Raw genomic sequence first — 19,600 nt, 5'->3', positions numbered from 1 at the left:
GGGCTTGTGCCTGGCTCGGGGGACCGTGCCACGGCGGCCGGGCCTGCCGCGCGAGCCGTCGTGCAAGCGGCGGCACCAGGGGTTGTGCGGCCCATGCAGGGTGGTGCGTGCGGGGCGCGGGCTGGTGGGCTTGTGCCTGGCTCGGGGGACCGTGCCACGGCGGCCGGGCCTGCCGCGCGAGCCGTCGTGCAAGCGGCGGCACCCGTCCAGGGTGGTCGCCGTGCCGGGCTCGGGCTCGGTGGGCGGCGGGAGGTCGTCGTGCGGTTGCGGCGGGCCTCCCGGGCGCCGGGCGCGGCCGTGCGGGTGCTCGTGCTGCACGGGCTCGCCGGGAGTACGGCCGTGTGGCGGGCGTACGAGGGACTCGCCCCGGAGTGCGTCGAGTTGTGGGACGGCGCGTTGCCCTGGGGGGCCGACGGGGATCCTGACTGGAGCCTCTTCGGTGATCCCGCCGAGCATGTGGCGCACGCGCTCGACGCGGTGCCCGGAGGCGTCGACGTGCTCGTCGCGCACTCGTTCACCGTCGGGCCCGCCCTGGAGGCCGTCGTACGGCGCGACGCGCGGCCCCGCGGGATCGTGGCCGTGGCGCCCTTCCACCGGCGCGGTCCGGCCGAGTTCAGCTGGGACGACGCCGCGTACTACCTCAACGGCTTCCACCGCATCCTCGAAGAGGGGCTGCGGATCAGCGCGGGGGACCGGCTGTCGCCGCAACTGCGGGCCGCGATGGCCCTGCGGGTGCGGGACCGGATCGGGCCGTACGGCTGGCAGCAGTTCTTCGGCGCCTATCTGCGCAGCCCCTTCCTCGACGTCGGTGCGCTGGGGATGCCCGTGCTCGTCGTCGCCGGGGCCGAGGACTTCGCCGCCCCGCCGGACGATGCCGCCGCGCTGGCCGCCGCGCTGCCCGACGGGCGGCTCGAACTGTTCGACGGCTGCGGGCACTTCGCCATGGCGGAGCAGCCCGAGCGGTTCGCCGACGCCGTACGGGAACTGATCCGTAACGCCGTTCCCGAGGCCGGCACCGGCACCCCTACCCGACCTTTCCCTCCTGACCCTCCCTACGCACCGGAGTTGACGTGACCACGAACACCGCTGACATCGAGGCCGCGGTCCTCGCCCTCCAGGAGCCCAGTTCCCTGGAGATCCGCCCCCGTTACGAGGGCTCCAACATCTGCACCTGGATCGGCTTCAAGCACGTCAACTACCTCGTCGAGGAAGCCGTACTGAACCATCTGCGCCAGGCAGGCCTCGCCCCGGGCACGATCTACGAGGTCTACGGGCTGTGCACGGACATCGTCGACATCGACACCCGCATCCTGCACGCCTTCCACATCGACGACACCGCCGTCGCCGAGGTCAAGCCGCACCGCAAGGCCAAGGCGGACGAGCTGGTCCTCGCCGTGACCCTGCGCGTGCAGCGCGAGACCCTGCTCAAGGCGGTCACCTCCACCGTCCGCGTCCAGCTGCGCCTCGACCCGCGCGGCGGCGGCGAGCTGCCGGTGCCGGCGCCGCTCGCGCCGTACGCCGTCGACAAGCTGTCCGCCAGGCCCGGCTGGACGCCCGAGCCGGTCGGGGCCGACCTCGCGGCGGACGACCTGGTCAAGGAGCTGACGGCCGGGCGCAACGCGTACGCCTGGAAGTTCCGTATCCCCTACTGGTACTGCCACTTCACCGAGCGCCAGCAGATGTCGGGCTACCTGCGCCTGATGGAGGAGGCCAAGGACCGGCTCGTCGCCGACCGCGGGGTGTCCATCAAGACCCTGCTCGACGAGCAGAACTGGATTCCGGTCGTGCCGCACTCGCGCATCACGGTCCTCGACGAGGCGCGGATGGAGGAGGACCTGTACATCGTCCTCACCGTCGAGAACGTCTTCAAGGGCTTCACCTACGACTCCCGTATGGACACCTACGTCGTGCGCGACGGCGAGCTCGTGCAGACCGCGACCGGCCGGATCACCCACGGGTACGCGGTGATCGAGAACCGTCGCGACTGGAGCCTCGTGCCCTTCGACGACCGTATGAACGCCGCCCTGGAGGGCCGGACGGCATGAAGTCCGAGGTCGAGGTCCTGGTCACCGGGATCGGCGCCGTCACCTGCCACGGGGCGGGCGCCGACACACTGTGGGGCGCCATGCGGGCGGCCGGCGTCCGGCTGCCCGACCGGCCGGCCGACCCGCTCGCCCGCATGGAGCTGCCGCTGATCAGCCTGGTGCCGGACCCCGACCTCACCGCCGAGCGGGCCACCCGGTTCGCCTCGCTCGCCGCCCGGGAGGCCCTGGCCGACGCGGGCCTCGACGCGGACGCGCTCGCGGACGGCCGTACGGCCGTGGTGCTCGGCAGCTGCATGGGCGAGCCGGGCGGCAACGAGCGCGGGCGGGGCCCGGAGGGCGGCTGGGCGCCGCCGTTCCGGCTCGCGGCGGCGCTCGCCGCCGAGCTCGGCGTGTACGGCACCGTCCACGACCTGGGCAACGCCTGCGCCGCCGGTGCCTACGCGCTGGGCGTCGCGGCCGATCTGGTGCGGGCCGGCGAGGCCGATGTGGTGATCGCCGGGGGTTCCGACGCGTACTCGCGGGTCGCGCTCGGATGCTTCAACCGGCTCGGCGCGGTGGACGCCGAACGGTGCCGGCCCTTCGAACGGGACCGGGCCGGGACGGTGTTCGCGGAGGGCGCGGGGGTGCTGGTCGTGGAGTCGGCCGAACATGCGCGTCTGCGCGGGGCCGCGGCCGGGGCGGTACGGCTCGGTGCCGTGGCCTGGAGCTGCGACGCCGATCATCCGACGGCCCCCGGGGCCGACGGCGAGCAGATCGTACGGGCGATGCGTCAGGCCGTGGGGCCGGTTGCGGAGTCCGTGGGGTGCGTGGTGCCGCACGGCACCGGGACCCGGCTCAACGACGTGCTGGAGAGCCGGGCGCTGCACCGGGTGCTCGGGCCGGGTGCCTCGCGGGTGCCGCTGTACAGCCTGAAGGCGCTGCTCGGGCACGCGGGCGGGGCGTCCGCCGCACTCGGCGCGGTCGCGGCGGCGCTGATCCTGCGGCACGGCGAGATCCCGCCCAACGTGCCGCTGCGCGACCAGGACCCCGAGTGCGAGGTCCTGCTGCCGCAGGGGGCACCACTGCCGCTGGCGGCACAGGCACGGCGGGTGCTGGTCAACGCGTACGGATTCGGCGGGAACAACGCGTCGGTGGTGCTGGAGGGGGTGACGGGTGATGAGCGGGACGCTGCCTGAGGCTGTGGCTTCGGTGCCGTCGGCGGCCTACGGCGAGCTGGCCGTGACCGGCGTCGGTGTCGTGTCCCCCTGGGGGGCCTCGGCCCGGGACGCCCTCGCGGCGGGCGGTGCCGCCCGGCCGGGTGCCGAGGGGTGGTTCGACCACCGGGCGCGGCTCGGGGCGCGTGGCTACAAGTACCTGCCGCCGGCCGCGCAGTACGTCCTGGCCGCCGCGCGTGCGGCGGTCGCCGACGGCGGGCGGCCCGACGCGGTGCCGGCCGACCGGCGCGGGCTCGTGCTCGCGACCGGGGCCGGGCTCGCGGGGGTTTGCGACGCCATGGATGTGACGGTGGCCGAGGAGGGCGCGGGGGCGTTGTCCCCGGCGACCGCCCCCTACTTCGCCGTCAATGTGCTCGGTAACCGGCTCGCCGCCGAGCTGGAGCTGAAGGGCTTCGCGCTGACCGTCGCGACGGCGGGCACGGCCGCCGCGGACGCGCTGTCCGCCGGTGCGCTGGCGCTGGCCGCGGGGCGGTGCGACTCGCTCGTGCTCGCGGCGGTCGAGGAGCCGGTGCCCGCCGGGCGCGGCGGGGGCGGTCAGCAGGGCGCCGTGGTGTTCGCCCTGGAACCGCCGGCCGCGGCCCGGGCCCGCGGGGCGCGCGTCCACGGCACGGTACGGGCCCGGTCGCTGTTCCTCGCCCCGAACTCCCTCAGGGACAGCGCGGGCCGGGAACGCGCCGCCCGCCGCCTGGGCGCCGCGCTCGCCGACCTGACCGGCGATCCGGTGGGCGCCGCCCCCGCCGTACATCTCGATCTCGACGGGTCGGCGGTCGCGGGGACGGTCGCCGCGGCTCTCGGCTCGCCCTCCGGCACCGCCGCCTCTGTCGGCTGCCTGGCCCCCGCCCTCGCTGTCGCCGACGCCCTCGCAGCCGGTGGGCTCGTCGTCGCCGCCCGCGGGGACGGGCACGTCGCTCTGGTCCGGGTGACCCCTTCCGTCAACGCCCTCTCGTCCACAGGAGTCCTCGCATGCTGAAGTCACTCGAAGGGAGCTGGTGCCTGGTTCTCGGGGCGTCCAGTGGGATCGGGCGGGCGATCGCCCTGGGTCTCGCCCGGGAGGGGGTGCACATCGCCGGTGTGCACTTCGACACCGCCTCCCGCGCGCAGGAGGTCGAGGACCTCGTCGAGGAGATCCGCGCACTCGGCGTCGAGGCGCACTTCTTCAACGCCAACGCCGCCGCCAAGGCAACCCGCGCCGAACTCGTCCCGCAGCTCGCGGAGTTGACGGGGACGACCGGCGGTATCCGGATCCTGGTGCACTCGCTGGCGTTCGGCACGCTCGTGCCGTTCACGCCGCGGGCAGGCTGGGACAAGCAGATCAGCGCCCGCCAGCTGGAGATGACCCTCGACGTCATGGCGCACAGCCTCGTCTACTGGACCCAGGACCTGCTCACCGCGGGACTGCTGCGCGACGGCTCCAAGGTGTACGCCATGACCAGCGCCGGCACCTCCCAGGCGCTGCCCAGCTACGGCGCCGTCTCCGCGGCCAAGAGCGCCCTGGAGGCCCATGTCCGCCAGCTCGCCTGCGAGTTGGCGACGAGCGGAGTCGCGGTGAACGCGCTGCGGGCCGGTACGACGGTCACGCCCGCCCTGCGCCGTATCCCCGAGCACGCCGGCTACATCGAGCGCGCCGCCGAGAACAACCCGCACGGACGGCTCACCCGGCCCGACGACGTCGCCGAGGCGGTGGCGCTGCTGTCCCGCTCCACCTCCTCCTGGCTGACCGGAAACACCATCGGCGTCGACGGCGCGGAGCTGCATGCCGCGGCCGGCGCCTGGGGCACACCGGCGTCCGCCTGATCACCCGCCAGTTCACGACCCTTCACCCACAGGAGCAGCAGCGATGAGTGTCAGTCTTGCCACCGGGGCGGGCCCGGACACCCTGGTCGTGTCCGGATGGTCGGCCATCTCGCCGTACGGACTCGGCGCCCGGCCCTTCGCCGACGGGGTACGCCAGGAGCGCGACGCGGTGCGTGTCGCCGACGAGGGCGCGGATCTCGGTCCGTACGAACGGGCCGGGCGGATACCGGAGTTCGATGTCCGGACCGTGCTCGGGCGCAAGGGGACGCGGTCCATGGACCGGGCCACCGCGCTCGCCGTCACCACCGCCGGGATGCTGCTGGAGGCGGCCGGGGCGGGCCTTGCCGGGGACGACCCCGAGGCCGTCGGCATGGTGCTGGGCACCGGGCACGGCAGCGTGCAGAGCATCATGGACTTCACCCGCGACTCGCTGCGCGGCGAGAAGCCCTTCCACGTCGATCCGGCCCTGTTCCCCAACACGGTGATGAACAAGGCCGCGGGACAGAGCGCCATCTGGCACAGCCTGCGCGGCCCCAACACCACGGTGGCCGGAGGCGCGCCGACCGGACTGCTCGCCCTCAGCTACGCCGCCCGGCTGCTGCGCCAGGGGCACTGCGAGGCCGTGCTGTGCGGGGCCGTGGAGGAGTTCTCGGCCGAACGCGCCTGGCTGGAGTACCGGGCCCGCACCGGCTCCGCGCGCCGCCAGCCGGCCGGGCCGCTCGGCGAGGGCTGCGCCCTGTTCCTGCTGGAGTCCGCCGGGCGGGCCCGCGCGCACGGCCGTACGCCGGTGGCCTCCCTCGCCGCGTCCCGCTTCCTCGCCTTCACCGACGTCGAGCGGGCCCAGGGTGTCGTCGCCCGGGCCGCCGCCGAGGCGCTCAAGGAGGCCGACGTGACGCCCGAGGAGGTCGAACTGCTGGTGCCCTCGGACGCCGGCGGGCCGCTCGGCGCCCGGGAGGACGCGGCCCTCACCGACCTGTTCGGCGAGCAGCGCCCGCCCCGGCTGCGGCTGCGCCGACTGGTCGGCGACTGCGGTGCCGCCTCCGCCTCCCTTCAACTCGCCGGCGCCCTGGCGGCCGGCGCCGAGGGCCCGGTCCTCATCACCTCCGTCGACCCCGACGGCCAGGCCGGCGCGGTCGTCCTGCGGGCGACGCCGTGATCGCCGCCGGGGCCGGCCGCCGTGGCGAGCGGCTGCGGCGGGTTCTCGTCCACTACTCGTACGCCAACCACCATCCCGAAGGACGTGTGTACCCCATGCCCGAATCCGTCATCGCCCCCGCGCTCGCCGCCCTCGACACTGAGCAGCTGCGTGACCTCGTCGCCGATGTGCTGGACCTCGATGTCGCCGAGGTCACCGACGACGCCCACTTCGTGGAGGACCTGGACGTCGACTCGCTGATGGCGCTGGAGATCGCCGTGCGCCTGGAGAAGGAGTACGGCGTGCGCCTCGCCGAGGCCGAGCTGACCTCGATCACCTCGCTGCGGGACACCTACGAGCTGCTCTCCGCCAAGAGGGGAGAGCTCGCATGAGCGCCGCCACGCCGCTGGGCGACCTGGAGCTGATCCGTACCGGTCCCGAGGGCGCCGTCGCCGCGTTCGACGCGCCCGTCGACGGGCCGATCGTCGCCGGGCACTACCCGGGATTCCCCGTACTGCCGGGCGTCTTCCTCATCGAGGCCGCCGACCGGACCGTGCGGACCTGGGCCCACGGCCGGGCCCGTGAGACACAGGAAGGGAGCGGCGAGGTCGAGCTGGTGGCCATGGACCGCTGCCGCTTCCACCGCCCTGTCTTCCCCGGCGACCGCGTCCGTACCGACGTCACGGTGGTCGACAACGCCGCCGGGCTGCTGTTCAAGGCCGCCGTCGCCACCAACCGCGGGAAGGTCGCCGACCTCAAGCTGCGCTACCGCCCCAAGCAGAACCCCGACGAGGAGACCCCGTGACCGTGCACGGCATCGAGCGGATCAAGAGCACCATTCCGCACCGGGGCGAGATCCTGCTGGTGGACCGGGTCGCGGACGTGGTGGTGGGCGAGAGCCTGACCGCGTACAAGGCCATCTCCGGCAACGAGCCGTGCTACGCCCCGCTCGGCCAGGACGCCGCCGCCGAGGACTACGCCTATCCGACCTCCCTCGTCATCGAGTCGTGGGCGCAGTCCGCGGTGCTGCTGTCGGTGTGGGAGACCCCCAACCCGGACGTGCTCGCCGGGAAGGTGGAGCTGGCCGGTTCCATCAACGAGGTGGCCTTCTCCGCCCGCGCCTACCCCGGGGATGTGCTGGAGCACCGGGTACGGCTGGTCAAGGCCGTCGACGAGACGGCGATCCTCGCGGGCGAGACGTACGCCGGCGGGCGCGAGGTACTGCGGATCGGCGCGTTCGTGGTGGCGCTGCGCGATGTCAACGAGCTGCTTCCGGCGCCCGACCGCGCCCTGCTGACTGTGTGAGGAGAGGACCCATGTCCCAAACTGACGCCGCCGAGAAGGTCGCACTGGTCACCGGCGGTTCGCGGGGCATCGGCCGCGCGGTCGTCCTGCGGCTGGCCGCGGACGGCTACGACATCGGCTTCTGCTACCGCTCCGACGAACAGTCCGCCGCCCTGGTGGAGAAGGAGGTGCGCGAGCTGGGCCGGCGGGTGCTGTCACGGCGCGTGGACGTCGCGGACGGCACACAGGTACGGGAGTTCGTCACCGCGGCCGAGGACGAGCTCGGTCCGGCCGGGGCGGCCGTCACCTCGGCCGGCATCACCCGGGACAGCCCGCTGGTGCTGATGGAGGACGAGAACTGGGACGCGGTGGTGCGCACCAACCTCGACGGCACCTATCACCTGTGCCGGGCCGTGACCTTCCCGATGATCCGGCGGGGCGGCGGCGCCGTCGTGACGCTGTCCTCGGTCGCCGGGGTCGCGGGCAACGCGGGCCAGACCAACTACTCGGCGTCCAAGGCCGGGATCATCGGCTTCACGCGCTCGTTCGCCAAGGAGGGCGGGCGGCACGGGATCCGGGCGAACGCGGTGGCGCCGGGGTTCATCGACACGGACATGACGTCGGCGCTGCCGCCGAAGGTCTCCAAGGAGATGCTCGGGCGGATCCCGCTCAAGCGGTTCGGGCAGCCGGAGGACGTCGCCTCGCTGGTCTCCTTCCTCGTCTCGCCCGAGGCCTCCTACATCACCGGGCAGGTGTTCCAGGTGGACGGGGGCATCGCGCTGTGAGCGCCAGGCGCAGGAGACCGCCGCGCTTCTACTTCTCCCTGCGCAGCCCGTACTCCTGGCTGGCGTACCGGGATCTGCTCGACCGCCATCCGGATACGGCCTCCGCGCTGGAGTGGGTGCCGTTCTTCGAGCCGGACGAGCTCAGCCGGAAGCTGCTGGCCGAGGCGGGGGGTGCCTTCCCGTACACGCCGATGTCGCCGGAGAAGCACCGCTACATCCTTCAGGACGTACGGCGGCTGGCGGCTGAGCGTGGGCTGTCGTTCAGCTGGCCCGTGGACCGGGAGCCGGTGTGGGAGGTGCCGCATCTGGGGTATCTCGCGGCGGCGCGGCACGGGAAGGGTGCCGAGTACATCGCGCTCGCCCAGCGAGCCCGGTGGGAGCTGGGTCTTGACATCTGCGACCGGGCGGTGATCGGCGGGTTCGGTGCGGAACTCGGCCTGGACCCGGAGGAGTTGTCCTGCGCCTCGGACGATTCCTCGCTGCGGGCGGCGGGCGTGCGCGTGCTGCTGGAGATCCAGCGGGACGGGGTGTTCGGGGTGCCGTTCTTCGTCGACCACTTCGACAAGTACTGGGGGGTCGACCGGTTGCCCGCGTTTGTCGCTGCGCTGGCGGCGAAGCGTGCTGCTGACGCTGTAGGTACGCCGGATGCGTCGCCCGTGTCCGTCGATGACGGGCACGCGGGCGGGTGCGGCTGACCTTCCCCCGGGCCGGCCGCAGAACAGGGCCGCCGTACGACGCCGACCCCCCGGTGTCGTACGGCGGCCCTTGTGCTGCCCGGCGTCCGACGGGTGCCGCCCCAGCGACACCTGACTCGGGTGCGGGCAGCGCTCCGAAAGGGGCGCGGGGAACTGCGCGATCAGCCCCCGCTCACCCGCGGCCCCCGCCACGTGCACCGCCCACCCCTTTGCGGCCCGTAGATCCACATATAGGTGCCGCATAGCCCCCGGCGTTTCGCTGGGGTCAGTCCGCTGCTGGGTTAGCGCGGCCTCAAGTGGTCGCAGAGGGTGGGTAGTTGGGGTGTCCGGCTTCGAGAACTTGGTCAGGGCGGTGCGGGGCAGGGTTGGCGCCGCGCCGGCGCGGTGTGCCGTCCGGTTTCGGACGGAGGCCGGCGAGGAGGAGCTGTCCTACGGCGAACTGGACCGTCGGGCAAGGGCCGTGGCCGGTGCCGTGGGGCACAGGGTCGTGCCGGGGGACCGTGTGCTGGTGTCCTGCGCGGCCGGTACCGGGTTTCTGCGGGCCTTCCTGGGCTGCCTGTACGCGGGCGCGGTGCCCGTGCCGGTGCCCGCGCCCGGTGGGTTCGGGCGCCAGGAGTCCCGTACGACCGCGATCGCCGCCGACACCGGGGCGCGGCTCGTGCTCACGGACGCGGCGAGTGCCCAGGCCGTGGAGCGCGCGCTGCCCGGACTCGACGTGCTCACGGTCGAGAGCGCCGAGGGGGAGGGGGACGCCGAGGCGTGGCGCGAGGTGCCCGTCGCGGCCGGCACGCTCTGCTTCCTCCAGTACACCTCCGGGTCCACCAGCGACCCGAAGGGCGTGATGGTGTCGCACGGCTCGCTCGTGCACAACCTCGGTCTGATGCGCGACCGGCACGGCTGGCACGGCGGTATGACCTGGTGCACCTGGCTGCCCGCCTACCACGACATGGGCCTGATCGCGATGATGCTCGCCCCGCTGTACCTGGGCGGCACCGCGGTGCTGATGTCGTCCACCGACTTCCTCAAGCGGCCCGTGTCCTGGCTGCGGCTGATCGAGAAGCATCGCGCCGACATCAGCTGCGCCCCGAACTTCGCCTACGACCTGTGCGCGCGCCGCCTCACCGAGGAGCAGACCGCCGGACTCGACCTGTCGAGCTGGCGCTACGCCTGCAACGGCGCCGAGCCCGTCCACGCCGCCACCCTCACCGCCTTCGCCGAGCGGTTCGCCTCCGCGGGCTTCAAGGCCAGTTCGCTGCTGCCCGGTTACGGCCTCGCCGAGGCCACCCTCTACGTCTCCGGCACCCCCGCCGACCTCCCGCCGACCGTGCTGCGCGCGGACGCCGACGCGCTGGCCCGCGGCGAGGTCGTCCAAGGAGACGGTCCCGCACAGGAGTTGGCCGGCAGCGGGGTCGTGGGCGGGCTCGATGTGCGGATCGTCGACCCGGACAGCCTCGCCGAGCTGCCCGACGGGCGCGTCGGCGAGATCTGGATCCGCGGGGAGAGTGTGGCACTCGGCTACTGGAACCGGCCCGAGGAGACCGCCCGCACCTTCGGTGCCGTCACGGCCGGCGGGGCCGGCGGATTCCTGCGCACCGGGGACCTCGGTGCGCTGCGCGACGGCGAGCTGTATGTCACCGGCCGCATCAAGGAAATGATCATCGTGCACGGGCGGAACCTCTATCCGCACGACATCGAGCGTGAACTGCGGGAGGCCCAGACCGCGTTCGACGGTCTGCCGACCGCCGTGTTCGCGGTGCGCTCCCGGGCCGGCGAGGAGATCGTCGCCGTACAGGAGGTGCGCAGCCGTGGAGTGGGCGAGGAGGAGCTCGCCGCCCTCGCGCGCTCCGCCCGGGCCCGGCTCGCCCAGCGGCTCGGCGTGCGCGTCGGCGGTCTGGTGCTGGTCCGCACCGGGCGGATCCGCCGCACCACCAGCGGCAAGATCCAGCGCACGCTGATGCGCAAGCTGTTCGAGAGCCGTGAACTCCAGGCTCTCCACGAGGAGTTGAGTCCAGAGGTCGCCGCCCGGGTGAACCCCTGGGATCCGCATGCCCTCAGCCGTGACCTGGAGGAGCGGCTCGGTGATCCCTCCGACGAGAGCAACCCCTTCTCCTACGCCCGCAGCGCCGAGCTGGACCGTGCCGAGGCCTTCCCCGCGGACAGCTGCCGGGAGCTGGACGCACTCGGGGTGCCGCGCTGGTTCGTGCCCGTCCGGCACGGCGGCGCACTGCGCTCCAGCGAGGAGCTGTTGCAGCTCATCCGTACCCTGGGGCGCCGGGACTTCACGGTGGCGCTCGGGCACGTCAAGACGTATCTGGGTGCGGTGTCCGTGTGGGTGGCGGGCCGGCCGGAGCAGGCCGCCGCGCTCGGCGGGCGGGTGGCGGACGGCGCCGTGGTCTCCCTGGCCCTCACCGAGCGGGAGCACGGCAGCGATGTGCTCGCGGGTGAGCTGCGGGCCGAGCGCAGCGCCTCCGGCTGGCGGCTCGACGGCGAGAAGTGGCTGATCAACAACGCCACCCGGGCCGAGCTGCTGTGCGTGCTCGCCCGCACCGATCCGAAGGGCGGCAGCCGCGGGTTCAGCATGTTCCTCGTCGACAAGGCGCGGCTGGAGCACGGCAGTTGGCGGGCCCTGGACAAGGTGCCCACCCACGGGGTGCGCGGCGCCGACATCAGCGGTATCGCCTTCGACGGCGCCGAACTGCCCGAGGACGCCCTCGTCGGCGCCGAGGGCGAGGGCCTGGAGGTCATCCTCAAGGGCTTCCAGATCACCCGTACGCTCTGTTCGGCGATGTCGCTCGGCATGACCGACCACGCGCTGCGCATCGCCCTGGACTTCGCCCGCTCCCACCGCCTCTACCAGCGCCGGCTCGCCGACCTCCCGCACACCGCCCGTACCCTCGCCGAGGCCTACGCCGACCTGCTCGCCATGGAGGCGGCCAGCCTGGTCGCCACCCGCTCCGCGCACACCCTCACCGAGGAGCTCAGCGCGGTCTCCGCCGTGGTCAAGTACCTGGTGCCGACCCTCGGCGACGAGGTGATCGGCGCGCTGCGCTCGGCGCTCGGCGCCCGCGCGATGCTGGTGGACGACTTCGCCGACGGCGCCTTCCAGAAGCTGGAGCGCGACCACCGGATCGTCGGCATCTTCGACGGCAGTACGGCCGTCAACCTCAACTCCCTGGTCAACCAGTTCCCGGTGCTCATCCGAGGCTGGCGGGGGCATCTCGCCGACTCCGGCGCGGTGGCCGCCGCCGCCCGTCTGGACGGTCCGGTGCCGGAACTCGACCACGGCCGGCTCACGCTGTACGCCCGCGCCGGCATCGCGGTCGTGCAGTCGCTGCCGGAGGCCGTCGAGCGCGCCCGCACCCTGGCCCCGCCCGCCGTCGCCGCCCGCGCCGAGCGCCTCCTCGCCCTCGCCGGGGAGCTGCACGGAGAACTCGCTGCCCACCGGCACACGGCCCGCGCGGTGCCCCCCGAGGCGTTCGCGTCGGCCCGCCGTTACGCGCTCGTGTACGCCGGGGCCGCGGCACTGCACCTGTGGCTGGAGAACACCGGCACCGGCCGCGCCACCGGACCGCTGTGGCAGGACGCCGCCTGGCTGGACGCCGTACTGGCCCGGCTGAACCGCCGGCTGACCGGCGAGGCGGACCTGGACGACCTGGACGGCCCCGCGCTGGACGCCCTGCTGCCCCCGCTGCACGCCCAGTACGACGAGGGACTGCTGTTCTCCCTGCTGCCCTGCCCCCTGGCCGAGGGCCCCGCCGACCGTTCGACGAAGGACGCGGCATGACGGATCTGCTGACCGGCCCCGCCGCCCCCGCCGCTCCCGTGCTCGACCGCGTCGCCCGTCTGGAGACGCTGCTCGGGGACCCCCATGACCCGGCCAACCCGCTGGGTCTCGCCGCCGTCCTCGCCGCCGATGAACGGGGCGAGCTGCTGCCCGAAGGGGAGCGGGCGCTCGCGGAGTTCGGGCTCGCCGCCGAGTTCGTGCCCGCCGCCCTCGGGGGGCGCTTCACGCGCGCCGACCGGTTCGCGCAGCTCATGCGCGCCCTGTTCCGCCGCGACTGCGCGCTCGGCATCGGGCACGGCGTCACCAGCTTCATCGCCGGGCTCCCCGTGTGGGCCGACGGGAGCGACGCCCAGCGGCGCAAGGCCGCGGACCTGCTGCTGTCCGGCGGCCGGATCGCCGCCGCCTACACCGAGCTCGACCACGGCAGCGACTTCGCCCGGATCTCCCTGACCGCCAGGCCCGTGCCCGAGGGGTATGTGCTGGACGGGGGCAAGCAGCTCGTCAACAATATCGGCCGGGCCGAGGCCGCCGTCCTGTTCGCCCGCACCGGCGAAGGACCCGGCAGCCGCGGCCACTCGCACTTCCTGGTGGACCTCGACGACCGGACCGAGCGCTCCCGCCGCTACCCCACCTCGGGCGTACGGGGCTGCCGCCTGGGCGGGATCGACTTCGACGCCGTCCCCATACCGGCGGACGCCCTGGTCGGCGCGAGCGGCGCCGCCATGGAGACCGTGCTGAAGGTCTTCCAGGTCACCCGCAGCGTGCTGCCCGGCATGGTCGTCGGCGTCGGCGACACCCAGCTGCGCACCGTCCTCGACTTCACCGCACGACGGCACCTGTACGGCCGCCCCGTCGCCGAACTCCCCGAGGTGCGAGCCGCGTTGACGGACGCCTTCGTCGACCTGCTGATCTGCGACGCCCTGTCCGCCGTGGCGGCGAGGTCGCTGCATCTGCTGCCGCACGAGGCCAGCGTGCGCTCCGCCGCCGTGAAGTACCTGGTGCCGAAGCTCCTCCAGGACAGCTCCTACCGGCTCGGCACCGTGCTCGGCGCCCGCAGCTATCTGCGCGAGGGGCCCTACGCCGTCTTCCAGAAGGCCGCCCGGGACCTGCCGGTCGTCGCCCTCGCCCACGCCAGTGGCGCGGTGTGCCTGTCCAACATCGTCCCGCAGCTGCCGAGGCTCGCAGAGCGGGCGCTCGCCCAGGAACCGGCGCCGGACGCGCTCTTCCGGCTCGACGACCCCCTGCCCGAACTCGACTTCGGCCGCCTGGAGCTGACCACACGCGGCGCGGACACCCTCGCCGGCCGGCTGTCGATGCTCGCCGAAGCCGAGCAGACCTCCGAGCATCCCGAACTCGCCGAGTTCGCCCGTCTGTTCGCCGCCGAACTCGGCCAACTCGCCGGCCGGGCAGCCGCCCTGCCGCCCCGCGACCGCACCCCCGTCGCCGGACGCCGCGCCTTCCTGCTCGCCGAGCGTTACACGCTGCTGCTCGCGGCCGCCGCCTGCCTCGGCATCCGGCACACCGCCGACGACGGCTTCCTCGCCGACCCGCTGTGGGCCACCGCCGCACTGCACCGGCTCGCCCAGCGGCTCGGCCTGCGTCACGGACCCCTGCCCGAACCCCTCGTCGCCCGGCTGGCCGCGGAGCTCGCCGCACGGCACGAGGCCGACCTCACCTTCGACCTGTACCGCGGACGGCTCGCCCGCCGTTCCGCCTCCGACCGAGGAGTCACTCCGTGAACGACACCACCACCGTCGCCACCACCGTCGACACCAGCCCCCAGGCCATCCGCGCCTGGCTCACCGACCGGGTCGCCTACTACCTGGAGCGATCCCCGGCCGACCTCGACGAGGGCGCCCAGCTCGCCGAGATGGGACTCGACTCCGTCTTCGCCCTCACCCTGTGTGGAGACGTCGAGGACCGCTTCGGCCTGGTCGTCGAACCGACCATGGCCTGGGACCACCCGACGATCGACGCGATCACCGCTTACCTCGCGGCCGAGCTGGCCGGATAACGGAAGAGGCAGCCGTGCCCGAGAAAACGTTCCCAGGCATTCTTTCGACCGTCGGCAACACCCCTCTGGTGGAACTGGAAAGGCTGCTGCCGGAGTTCGGCTCCCGCGTCTTCGCCAAGATCGAGCGGTTCAACCCCGGCGGCAGCATCAAGGACCGTTCCGCGCTGGGCATGCTGCTCGGCGCCATCCGCAGCGGCGAGGTGGTGCCCGGCCGGTCGGTGATCGTAGAGTCCAGCTCCGGCAATCTGGCCGTCGGACTCGCCCAGATCTGCCGCTACTTCGGGCTGCGCTTCATCTGCGTGGTCGACGGCAAGACCACCGAGCAGAACCTGGCCATCCTGCGCGCCTTCCGCGCCGAGGTGGAGGTCGTCACCGACCGCGACGAGCTGACCGGCGAGTATCTGCCGGTGCGGCTGCGCCGGGTGCGCGAGCTGGTGGCCGAGACCGCGGGGGCGTACTGGCCCAACCAGTACGCGAGCCTGCTCAACCCCCTGGCGCACGAGACGACCATGCGGGAGATCGAGGAGGCCCTCGACGGCAAGGTCGACTACCTGTTCTGCTCGGTGTCCACCTTCGGCACCCTGCGCGGCTGCCGCGACCACATCAGGGCCCGCGGCATGGACACCACGATCGTTGCCGTGGACGCCCTGGGCAGCGCCATCTTCGGCCTGGAGTCCACCCAGCGGCTGATCCCGGGGCACGGCGCGTCCGTCGTCCCGCCGCTGATGGACGCCTCCGCAGCCGATGACGTGGTGCACATCTCCGACCTGGAGTGCGTCGTCGCCTGCCGTCGGCTCATCGGCCGGGAGGCGGTACTGGCCGGAGGCTCCTCCGGGGCGACCGTCGCCGCGCTCGGCAAGCTGCGCGAGAGCATCCCCGACGGCTCGAACTGCGTCCTGGTCTTCCCCGACGGCGGCGACCGCTACCTCGACACGATCTACGACGACGCATGGGTGCTGCGGAACTTCGGCGACGTGTCCCACCTGTGGAAGGGCTGAACCCACCGTGACCCTCTCCGTCGGCCAGGAAGGACTCTGGCTCACCCACCAGCTCGCCCCCGACAGCCCCGCCTACAACGTGGTCCTCGCGGTACGGCTGCGCGACCGGGTGGACACCGGCCGGCTCCAGCGGGCGCTGACCGCGCTGGCCACCCGGCACGAACTCCTGCGGTCCCGCTTCCCGGCCGGCGAGGAGGGCCCGGTGCGCGTCACCGTCCCCGCCGAGGCCGTACGGCTCGATGTGCGCGAAGTGCCGGGCGCCGGGGACGAGGAACTGTTCCGGCTGGCCCATCGGGCAGGACAGGAGCCGTTCCGGCTGGCCGAGCAGGTCGCGTTCCGGGCGGTGCTGCTGCGCCGCGCCGAGGACGACGCCGTGCTGGTCACCGTGACGCACCACATCGTCAGCGACGCCACCTCGCAGTGGCTGCTGGTGCGGGACCTGTTCGCCGCGTACGAGGACGCACCCCAGCCCGCTTCCGTGGACTGGGACCAACGCGTGCTGGAGGAACGCGCGTTCATCGACTCCCCGCGCGGGCGGCGGGCGGCCGGGCACTGGCGCGGGGTGTGCGCCGGGCTCGGGCCCGCCGAACTGCCCGCCGACCGGCCCCGGCCGGCCGAGCGCACCCTCAACGGCGCCACCGTCGAACTCGACGTGTCCGCCGCCACCGCCGACCGGCTGCGCGAGGCCGCCGCCCGGCACGCGCTGACCCCGTTCGCCTGGCTGCTCGGCACCTTCCAGGCCGCCCTGCACCGCCTGGGGGCAGGCGACGGCTTCCTCATCGGCTGCCCCGCCACCACCCGCTTCACCCCGCAGAGCCGGCAGGCCGTCGGCTACTACGTCAACGCCCTGCCCATGGCCGCCCGGTTCACCCCGGACACCACCCTCCTGTCAGCGGTCCAGGACGCCCAGAGCCAGCTCAGGACCGGCCTCGCCCACGCCCGGTACCCCGTCGAACTGCTCGACAGCACGGGCCCGTTGTTCCGGATCTCCTGCACCCTGGTCGCCGCCGACCGGCTGCCCGTCCCCGGCCTGTACGAGGGGCCCGTGCTCCTGGGCGGGCTGCGCGCCGAGCTGTGCGACGTACCGCAGCAGGAGGGCCAGCTCGACCTGACGGCCGAAGTTCTCCAGGGTGGCCGCGACTTCAGGGCCGTCCTGCGCTACAACACCGACCTGTTCGACGCCGCCACCATCGAGCGCTTCCGCGACACCTGGCTGCGCCTGCTGGAGGCCTCCCTCGACACCCCGGACACCAGGGCCGCCGAAGTGTCCCTGGCCGCCGCGGACGACCTGACCTTCCTGCTGGCACTGGGGGCGGGAGCGCCATGACCGACGCCACCGCACCGCAGCGCCAGGAGCTGCCCGACGGACCGGGGGTGTGGTGCGTCAACGGCCCGGCCGCCGTGGCGATGTGGCGGGAGATGCTGCCGCCGGGCGGCTACGACCGTGCCGCCCGGCGGCTGCGGCCCGGCGACACGCTCCTCGACATCGGCGCCAACATCGGGCTGATGTCGGTGCTCTGCGCCCGCACCGCGCCCGGCCTGCGCCTCGTCGCCGCCGAACCCGCCCCCGCCCTGCACACCTGTCTGCGCCGCAACCTCGCCGAGCACGCGGACGGCGACTGGCACACCGAGCGCACAGCCGTCTCCGACCGCCCCGGCGTGCTCCGCTTCACCTACTACCCCGAGGCACCCGGCAACTCCGGCCTGTACGCCGACCGGGCCGCCGACGACGACATCACCCGGACCTTCCTGCACAACAGCGGGATCGACCCCGAGGACGCCGGTGAGCTGCTCGAAGGCCTGCACGACGGCGTCGAGTTCACCGTGCCCGCCGTCACCGCCTCGACGCTCATCGAGCGCCACCGCCTCGACCGCGTCGACCTGCTGAAGGTCGACGTGGAGCGCGCCGAGCTCGATGTGCTGCGCGGCATCGACGCCGCGCACTGGCCGTGGGTGCGTGCCGTCGTCGCCGAGGTGCACGACGAGGACGGCCGGCTGGACGCCGTACGACGGCTGCTGCACGGCCACGGATTCGACGTACGGGTGACGCAGGACCCGCTGCTCGCGGGCACCGCACTGTACGACGTCGAGGCCGAACGCCCCGTATAGGGCCCATATAGCGGCCGGTCGGAGCATCGGAGCATCCGATCCGCCCCGCAGAGAGGGAACCCCATGCTGATCCTCCGGCGTGCCGATGTGACGGACGTGCTGTCCGGCCGGGAGACGGAGATCATCGACCTCGTCGCCGACACCTACCGGCTGCACGACGAGGGGCTCACGTCCCTGCCGCACTCCACCTTCCTGCGCTTCCCCGAGGAGCGGCACGCCCGGGACCGGATCATCGGGCTGCCGGCGTACCGGGGCGGCGAGCGGCCGGTCGCCGGGATGAAGTGGATCTCCTCGTTCCCGGGCAATGTGACCGCCGGCATCGAGCGGGCGAGCGCCGCGATCGTCCTCAACTCCCTCGGCAACGGGCACCCGGTGGCCTTCTGCGAGGGCTCGGTGATCTCCGCGAAGCGGACCGCCGCGAGCGCCGCGCTGGCCGCCCGGGAGCTGACCGCCGGGAACCCGCCGGCCTCCGTCCTGCTGATCGGCTGCGGTGTCATCAACCGGGAGATCCTGCGCTTCCTCGCCGCCGCCCTGCCCGGCCTCACCGAGGCCGCCCTGTACGACACGGACCCGGCCCGCGCCGAGGCGTTCGCCGAGCAGTGCCGGGGTGTGGCGCCCGACGTCAAGGCGTACCCGGTGACCGGCCTCCCCGAGGCGCTCGGCGCCCACCGGCTGGTCTCCCTCGCCACCACCGCCGCCGCCCCGCACATGGACCTGACCGCCTGCGGGCCCGGCACCACGGTGCTGCACATCTCCCTGCGCGACCTGACCGCCGAGACGATCCTCGGCGCGGTCAACGTCGTCGACGACACCGACCACGTCTGCCGTGAGCGCACCTCCCTCGACCTCGCCCAGCGGGCCGTCGGCCACCGCGACTTCGTCGCCGCCCCGATCGGCGCGCTGCTGCGCGGCACGGCCGTGCTGCCCCGGGAGGCGGACCGGCCCGTCGTGTTCTCCCCGTTCGGCCTCGGCGTGCTCGACCTCGCCCTCGCCGAGTTCGTGCGCGAACAGGCCGCCCGGCGCGGCCTCGGCGTTCAGGTCGAGGACTTCCTCAGCGCCTGAGCGAGCCATATCCCTCAATTCCCTTTCTCATCAAGGAGTTTCGATGACCGCCGAACAGAACGACGGCCCCCGCCAGCGCGTGGTGTTCAACGACGAGGAGCAGTACTCGCTGTGGCCCGCCGGCCGTGAGCTGCCCGCCGGCTGGCACGCCGAGGGCACCGAGGGCAGCCGCGAGGAGTGCCTGGCCCGGATCGCCGAGGTGTGGACCGACATGCGTCCCGCGAGCCTGCGCCGCCAGATGCACGAGTCGTCCGCGGCCTGAATCCCGCGCCCACCCACGCCCAGGTCTGTGACAGGAGTAACCGTGAACGCCGAACTGCTGTCGGAACGCTTCGCCGAGCAGGCGTTCCGTACCCCGAGCGCGGCCGCCGTCGTGGACGGCTCCCGGGTGGTGACGTACGAGGAACTGGACCGTGCGTCACTGCACCTGGCCCGCCGTCTGCGGGATCTGGGCGCGGGTCCGGAGACGCTCGTCGGGGTGGCCCTGCCCCGGTGCGTCGATCTGGTCGTCGCGCTCCTGGGCGTGTGGCGGGCCGGAGCGGGATACGTCCCGCTCGACCCCGCCCAGCCGCCCGCGCGCCTGACCGGCCTGGTCCGTGAGGCGGGGGCCGCTTTCGTCCTCGCCGGGCCCGAACTGGCCCCGGTCGTACGGGAGGCGGGGGCGCGGCACCTCACGCCGCC

The 19,600-nt window shown here is 73.6% G+C and carries 20 protein-coding genes; all 20 read left to right on the top strand.

What is annotated here, in order from left to right:
• Positions 1–132 precede the first annotated feature (132 nt).
• Positions 133–1,074 carry an alpha/beta hydrolase gene (locus tag RMT89_RS37620; protein WP_315888267.1) on the top strand — a complete coding sequence of 314 codons (942 nt, stop codon included), beginning with the start codon at positions 133–135 and terminating at the stop codon, positions 1,072–1,074.
• A complete protein-coding gene (locus RMT89_RS37615) occupies positions 1,071–2,045 on the top strand; it encodes a hypothetical protein (RefSeq protein WP_315888266.1) in 975 nt (324 codons plus the stop codon). Before RMT89_RS37620 ends, RMT89_RS37615 begins: the two co-directional genes overlap by 4 nt.
• Complete coding sequence (locus RMT89_RS37610; RefSeq protein WP_315888265.1) at positions 2,042–3,220, top strand: beta-ketoacyl synthase N-terminal-like domain-containing protein; 1,179 nt, start codon at positions 2,042–2,044, stop codon at positions 3,218–3,220. The genes RMT89_RS37615 and RMT89_RS37610 overlap by 4 nt, the downstream gene beginning before the upstream one ends.
• Positions 3,201–4,229 carry a beta-ketoacyl synthase N-terminal-like domain-containing protein gene (locus tag RMT89_RS37605; RefSeq protein ID WP_315888264.1) on the top strand — a complete coding sequence of 343 codons (1,029 nt, stop codon included), beginning with the start codon at positions 3,201–3,203 and terminating at the stop codon, positions 4,227–4,229. Before RMT89_RS37610 ends, RMT89_RS37605 begins: the two co-directional genes overlap by 20 nt.
• Positions 4,223–5,053, top strand: coding sequence for an SDR family oxidoreductase (locus RMT89_RS37600; RefSeq protein ID WP_315888263.1), 831 nt, complete (start codon positions 4,223–4,225; stop codon positions 5,051–5,053). The genes RMT89_RS37605 and RMT89_RS37600 overlap by 7 nt, the downstream gene beginning before the upstream one ends.
• Before the next feature lie 43 nt (positions 5,054–5,096).
• Positions 5,097–6,209, top strand: a complete 1,113-nt coding sequence (locus RMT89_RS37595; protein WP_315888262.1) for a beta-ketoacyl synthase N-terminal-like domain-containing protein — start codon at positions 5,097–5,099, stop codon at positions 6,207–6,209.
• Positions 6,206–6,580 (top strand): acyl carrier protein, encoded by a 375-nt coding sequence (locus RMT89_RS37590; RefSeq protein WP_315888261.1) that lies wholly within the window; start codon positions 6,206–6,208, stop codon positions 6,578–6,580. Before RMT89_RS37595 ends, RMT89_RS37590 begins: the two co-directional genes overlap by 4 nt.
• Positions 6,577–6,993 (top strand): hypothetical protein, encoded by a 417-nt coding sequence (locus RMT89_RS37585; RefSeq protein WP_315888260.1) that lies wholly within the window; start codon positions 6,577–6,579, stop codon positions 6,991–6,993. The genes RMT89_RS37590 and RMT89_RS37585 overlap by 4 nt, the downstream gene beginning before the upstream one ends.
• Positions 6,990–7,493: a 3-hydroxyacyl-ACP dehydratase gene (locus RMT89_RS37580; protein ID WP_315888259.1), complete on the top strand. Its 504-nt coding sequence runs from the start codon at positions 6,990–6,992 to the stop codon at positions 7,491–7,493. Before RMT89_RS37585 ends, RMT89_RS37580 begins: the two co-directional genes overlap by 4 nt.
• An 11-nt stretch (positions 7,494–7,504) precedes the next feature.
• The gene (gene fabG / locus RMT89_RS37575) at positions 7,505–8,257 is read left to right on the top strand and encodes a 3-oxoacyl-[acyl-carrier-protein] reductase (RefSeq protein ID WP_315888258.1); all 753 of its coding nucleotides are present in this window, start codon (positions 7,505–7,507) and stop codon (positions 8,255–8,257) included.
• Entirely contained in the window at positions 8,254–8,952 is a 699-nt protein-coding gene (locus tag RMT89_RS37570; protein ID WP_315888257.1) for a 2-hydroxychromene-2-carboxylate isomerase, read from the top strand. The genes fabG and RMT89_RS37570 overlap by 4 nt, the downstream gene beginning before the upstream one ends.
• 352 nt (positions 8,953–9,304) lie before the next feature.
• Positions 9,305–12,736: an AMP-binding protein gene (locus RMT89_RS37565; RefSeq protein WP_315888256.1), complete on the top strand. Its 3,432-nt coding sequence runs from the start codon at positions 9,305–9,307 to the stop codon at positions 12,734–12,736.
• Entirely contained in the window at positions 12,733–14,475 is a 1,743-nt protein-coding gene (locus RMT89_RS37560) for an acyl-CoA dehydrogenase family protein (protein ID WP_315888255.1), read from the top strand. The genes RMT89_RS37565 and RMT89_RS37560 overlap by 4 nt, the downstream gene beginning before the upstream one ends.
• Positions 14,472–14,750 carry an acyl carrier protein gene (locus tag RMT89_RS37555; RefSeq protein WP_315888254.1) on the top strand — a complete coding sequence of 93 codons (279 nt, stop codon included), beginning with the start codon at positions 14,472–14,474 and terminating at the stop codon, positions 14,748–14,750. The genes RMT89_RS37560 and RMT89_RS37555 overlap by 4 nt, the downstream gene beginning before the upstream one ends.
• A 14-nt stretch (positions 14,751–14,764) precedes the next feature.
• Entirely contained in the window at positions 14,765–15,748 is a 984-nt protein-coding gene (gene sbnA, locus RMT89_RS37550; RefSeq protein ID WP_315888253.1) for a 2,3-diaminopropionate biosynthesis protein SbnA, read from the top strand.
• A gap of 7 nt (positions 15,749–15,755) precedes the next feature.
• Complete coding sequence (locus RMT89_RS37545) at positions 15,756–17,075, top strand: condensation domain-containing protein (RefSeq protein ID WP_315888252.1); 1,320 nt, start codon at positions 15,756–15,758, stop codon at positions 17,073–17,075.
• Complete coding sequence (locus tag RMT89_RS37540) at positions 17,072–17,857, top strand: FkbM family methyltransferase (RefSeq protein WP_315888251.1); 786 nt, start codon at positions 17,072–17,074, stop codon at positions 17,855–17,857. Before RMT89_RS37545 ends, RMT89_RS37540 begins: the two co-directional genes overlap by 4 nt.
• Before the next feature lie 63 nt (positions 17,858–17,920).
• Complete coding sequence (gene sbnB / locus RMT89_RS37535; RefSeq protein ID WP_315888250.1) at positions 17,921–18,919, top strand: 2,3-diaminopropionate biosynthesis protein SbnB; 999 nt, start codon at positions 17,921–17,923, stop codon at positions 18,917–18,919.
• A 43-nt stretch (positions 18,920–18,962) separates the two neighbouring features.
• Positions 18,963–19,181, top strand: a complete 219-nt coding sequence (locus RMT89_RS37530; RefSeq protein WP_315888249.1) for an MbtH family NRPS accessory protein — start codon at positions 18,963–18,965, stop codon at positions 19,179–19,181.
• 42 nt (positions 19,182–19,223) lie between these two features.
• Positions 19,224–19,600 (top strand): AMP-binding protein (locus RMT89_RS37525; RefSeq protein WP_315888248.1); only part of this gene is annotated, 377 nt, incomplete at its 3' end.

This window comes from Streptomyces sp. P17 (assembly GCF_032436805.1).
Taxonomy (GTDB): Bacteria; Actinomycetota; Actinomycetes; order Streptomycetales; family Streptomycetaceae; genus Streptomyces.
Note: the sequence above shows the minus strand (reverse complement) of the source record. Positions and strands in the feature narration are given on the sequence as shown.